Origin of the sequence: Streptococcus sp. 10824 (assembly GCF_013276595.1) — a bacterium.
GTDB lineage: Bacteria > Bacillota > Bacilli > Lactobacillales > Streptococcaceae > Streptococcus > Streptococcus pseudopneumoniae.
This window is the reverse complement of sequence record NZ_VMLH01000100.1, coordinates 1-3,911: the sequence shown is the minus strand read 5'-3', so window position 1 is coordinate 3,911 and position 3,911 is coordinate 1. Positions and strand designations below refer to the sequence as shown.

The following is a 3,911-nucleotide window of genomic DNA, read 5'->3' as shown; positions in this document are numbered from 1 at the left end:
TCGAGTCTATTATAACTTTTAGCGTACTCATCTACTCTTTCTAAAGCTGATTCGATTGCTTCTACTATTCGTTGTTGTTCGGATAGTGGAGGCAATAACATAGGAACTTCATATTTTAAAAATTTTATTGAAGCTAAATTTTTTATCGCTGAACCTATAGAATGCTCTTTTAGTGTATTAATCAAACTCGTAAACATCCATTTAAAATACTGTGAATCTATTATATCTGAGTTTAACGTAAGTTTTAATAATGCTTGATTTATAACTCCATTATAATAATTTGAAGGTATTTGAAAGATTTCTCCAATAGTACCTGCACAAGATATTAAAATATCTCCTGCTTTTATTGAAAAATTTTTTAAACGTATATAATCACTCTCTTTTAACCAATAGTCTCCATAATCTATAGTTTTTCTTATAGCATTACCTTGTTCATAAACCTTATATGTATGTTCTCCTTTCGGAACAAACATTGACTTTGTTATAGAACTACCAAAAGGACCTCTTTTTATTGAGCCGTCCTCTAATGCACAAATGTCTGGTAAATAAACTATGGCCCATCCTTTAGGTATATTATGTTTAAACTCTTTTATACTTCCATCAGCAAACTTCCCATAATGTTTCTTATGTGCTTCAAGTATATAAAAAGGCGTAAAAATACGCCTATAGATAATGGGGTTGAAATAGGTTTATTGTTGATGAGATTATAGATAATTCACTTTTTTACTTCCAATCGAATACTTAAAACTTCCACCTTTTCTGCCTGTAATTGTTCATCATAAAATTCAATATCTTCAGGATTTTCCCCTTGGCAACCTCAGTAGAAATATTCTTCCGCTCGATCAGGATTCAAAAATCGACAAGCACAAACAAAACAGTCTCCATCATCATTTATTGAGATAATATAGTAGATTGAAATAAGATGTAAACAAATCGATTAGGAAAGTTAAATTAATTTCTAGAAATTTTTTAGCAGATGTAGTGTACTATTCTAGTCTCAATTTACTATGGCTTCAAATATATCTTTCGAAAAAATATTTACAGATGTGTAATTTTGAAGCTTGCAAAAGTTAGTAAATTAGTAAACTTGTAGATTTCGATTTGAAGCAATGTGTTTTCTTGCCCGATATTGTTTTTGAAATTGAATTTTTCCATAGTGACTCCTTGATTTTCTTCTACACGTCTAATGATAAATCTAATTCGCAAAAGAGTCAAGAGGATTTTTCGAAAAATAAATAGCGACCGAAATCGCTATTTTAAGGGTTATAGGTATTTGATGGCTTAGACTGCTGTGTGACTGTTTACCCTCAGGCAATCTTTCTTATATATTAGTATTAGTAAAGGTCTAAATAATTATCAATTTCCCATTGTGAAACGAAGGTTGCATAGCTTGCCCATTCGATTCGCTTGGCTTCAAGGAAACTAGTATAGATATGTTCTCCAAGAGCTGCTCTGACAACCTCATCTTCTGTCAAAGCTTTCAAAGCGTTGTGAAGGGTTGATGGAAGGTCTGTAATACCAGCTTCCTTGCGCTCTTCTGCTGTCATGATGTAGATATTTTCTTCGATAGGAGCTGGTGCTTCGATTTTATTTTCAATACCATGCAAACCAACTTCCAAAAGAACTGTCATAGCGATATATGGGTTTGCCATTGGATCAACTGAACGCAACTCAAGACGAGTTCCCATACCACGTGAAGCAGGCACGCGTACAAGTGGCGAACGGTTACGACCAGCCCAAGCAATGTAAACAGGGGCTTCATAACCTGGAACCAAACGTTTGTATGAGTTAACCGTTGGGTTCATGATAGCAGTATAGTTGTAGGCATGCTTGATCAAACCGCCAAGGAAATGGTAGGCCGTTTCTGACAACTGCATTCCTTTTGGATCATTTGGATCAAAGAAGGCATTATTTCCTTCTGCATCAAACAAGGACATATTACAGTGCATACCTGATCCAGCAATACCAAATTTTGGTTTGGCCATAAAGGTTGCGTAAAGGCCATGTTTGCGAGCAATGGTTTTAACAACAAGTTTAAAGATTTGAATCTTATCACAAGCACGGAGAACTTCATCATACTTAAAGTCAATCTCATGCTGTCCAACCGCAACCTCGTGGTGACTGGCTTCTACTTCAAATCCCATTTGGGTCAAGACATTCACAATCTCACGACGTGTGTTGTCCGCAAGGTCCGTAGGCGCCAAATCAAAGTAGCCACCCTTGTCATTCACTTCAAGTGTTGGATCCCCATTTTCATCCAGTTTAAATAGGAAGAATTCTGGCTCTGGTCCAAGGTTGAAGGATTTGAATCCTACTTCTTCCATGTGACGAAGAGCTCGTTTCAAATTGCCACGAGGGTCACCTGCAAATGGTTCACCTTCTGTTGTATAGACATCACAGATCAAACCTGCAACACTTCCATTTTCATCTCCCCAAGGGAAGACTGTCCATGTATCCAAGTCAGGGTACAAGTACATATCTGACTCATTGATACGTACAAAACCTTCAATAGAAGATCCATCAAACATAGCCTTATTTGACAAGACCTTATCTAATTGTTCATCTGTAGCAGGAATTTCGACGTTTTTCATGGTTCCCAAAATATCTGAGAACATGAGACGGATAAAGGTAACATTTTTTTCCTTGACTTCACGACGAATATCTGCAGCTGTGATTGGCATGAGTTTTCTCCTTAATGTATGACTACTTGCGGTTGCCTAACCGCGACCAAAAGGTGATTGCACCGAAGCAAAGCGACCCTGTTGGAGGAGTTCATTGTGAAGTGCACGACGCACTTCAGTCTGACTCACCGCTTTCTTGGATTTCGCTTCACGTTCAGCATATTTTTTCTTAATGGCAGCGATATTATAACCTTCTGAGATATAATCTTTGATTTCAAGCAGACGATCCATGTCATTCAAGGAATACATGCGACGGTTTCCTTCGTTTCGATCAGGCTTAATCAACTCTTGATCTTCATAATAACGAATCTGACGCGCCGATAAATCGGTCAACTTCATAACACTGCCGATAGGAAAAACAGCCATATTTCGGCGAAATTCTTTTTCCTTCATTTACAATTTCCTTCTTTCTGTCTATTATAGTCTAAAAAAAGACAAACGTCAATTGATAATGTCATAAAATATAACATTATTTTTCTTTTTTCTCTAAAAAGAGTCGAATACGATCAATATCGTAATTTACGAGAATTGCGACAAAAACTCCCATGAAAGTTTCTGATACACGCGCAAATACGTACAAAATTGTTTCGCCGCTCGGAATCGATAGGGTAATGATTAACATAGCCGCTACACCACCAATAACCCCTGCTTTGTTATTCATGGCTACATTTGTCATAATGGTTAACATGGTGCAAATTGGAACAACTACCAAGGTCACCCAAAAGGCTTCGTGGAAAAAGGTATTTAATAAGAAGAAGACAAAGGCATAGAGGCCTCCGATACTATTCCCTAGAATACGCGAAGTCCCAAAATGAACACTCTTATCAAAACTCTCCCTCAGGCTAAAAACAGCTGTCAAAGCACCGATTTGAAGACCTTTCCAACCAAAAAAGCCAAAAATCAAGAGAACTAGAAAAACAGCAATTCCTGTTTTAAAGGTTCGCATACCAAGTTTGAACTGGGATTTATCGAATTTATATTTTTTAAAATAACTCATAATCTCAACTTTCTATTTCCATTTTATCATAAATCGGTGATTTTTATGAGTAATAGTTGCGAGGAAGCTCTTTTATTTTAAGCAAAAGAAAAGAGGAACTTTCATCTCTCTCTTCTTTGATTTGTTTATAAAATCTTATTTTTCTGTCAAGGCTACAAGTCCTGGAAGAACTTTATACTCAATGAAAATCAAAGAGCAAACTAGGAAACTAGCAGCAGGTTGCTCAAAGCACT

Annotated in this window: 5 protein-coding genes and 1 pseudogene; 1 reads left to right on the top strand and 5 read right to left on the bottom strand. The window is 36.5% G+C overall.

The features are described from left to right. Both HT701_RS09220 and HT701_RS11595 read right to left on the bottom strand, forming a co-directional pair. Positions 1-473 (bottom strand): restriction endonuclease subunit S (locus HT701_RS09220; RefSeq protein ID WP_240152370.1); only part of this gene is annotated, 473 nt, incomplete at its 3' end. 524 nt (positions 474-997) lie between these two features. Then, positions 998-1,155 (bottom strand): annotated as a pseudogene (locus HT701_RS11595) (cell envelope). Between HT701_RS11595 and HT701_RS09215 the strand changes: the two are divergent. Beyond that, positions 1,120-1,239, top strand: a complete 120-nt coding sequence (locus tag HT701_RS09215) for a glutamine synthetase (protein ID WP_079251602.1) — start codon at positions 1,120-1,122, stop codon at positions 1,237-1,239. The pseudogene HT701_RS11595 and the gene HT701_RS09215 sit on opposite strands and share 36 nt — an antisense overlap. 95 nt (positions 1,240-1,334) lie before the next feature. On the opposite strand, the gene glnA is transcribed toward HT701_RS09215, so the two are convergent. The 3 genes from glnA to HT701_RS09200 form a co-directional block, all read right to left on the bottom strand. Continuing rightward, complete coding sequence (gene glnA, locus HT701_RS09210) at positions 1,335-2,681, bottom strand: type I glutamate--ammonia ligase (RefSeq protein ID WP_050261078.1); 1,347 nt, start codon at positions 2,679-2,681, stop codon at positions 1,335-1,337. 36 nt (positions 2,682-2,717) lie between these two features. Further along, positions 2,718-3,074 (bottom strand): transcriptional repressor GlnR, encoded by a 357-nt coding sequence (gene glnR, locus HT701_RS09205; RefSeq protein WP_000659547.1) that lies wholly within the window; start codon positions 3,072-3,074, stop codon positions 2,718-2,720. 76 nt (positions 3,075-3,150) lie between these two features. After that, positions 3,151-3,678, bottom strand: a complete 528-nt coding sequence (locus HT701_RS09200; protein ID WP_000119913.1) for an aromatic acid exporter family protein — start codon at positions 3,676-3,678, stop codon at positions 3,151-3,153. Between the last annotated feature and the right edge of the window lie 233 nt (positions 3,679-3,911).

Excerpts from the sequence above, each read along its gene's own strand:
- glnA (WP_050261078.1), bottom strand. The coding sequence starts at position 2,681 with ATGCCAATCACAGCTGCAGATATTCGTCGTGAAGTCAAGGAAAAAAAT.
- glnR (WP_000659547.1), bottom strand. The coding sequence starts at position 3,074 with ATGAAGGAAAAAGAATTTCGCCGAAATATGGCTGTTTTTCCTATCGGC.
- HT701_RS09200 (WP_000119913.1), bottom strand. The coding sequence starts at position 3,678 with ATGAGTTATTTTAAAAAATATAAATTCGATAAATCCCAGTTCAAACTT.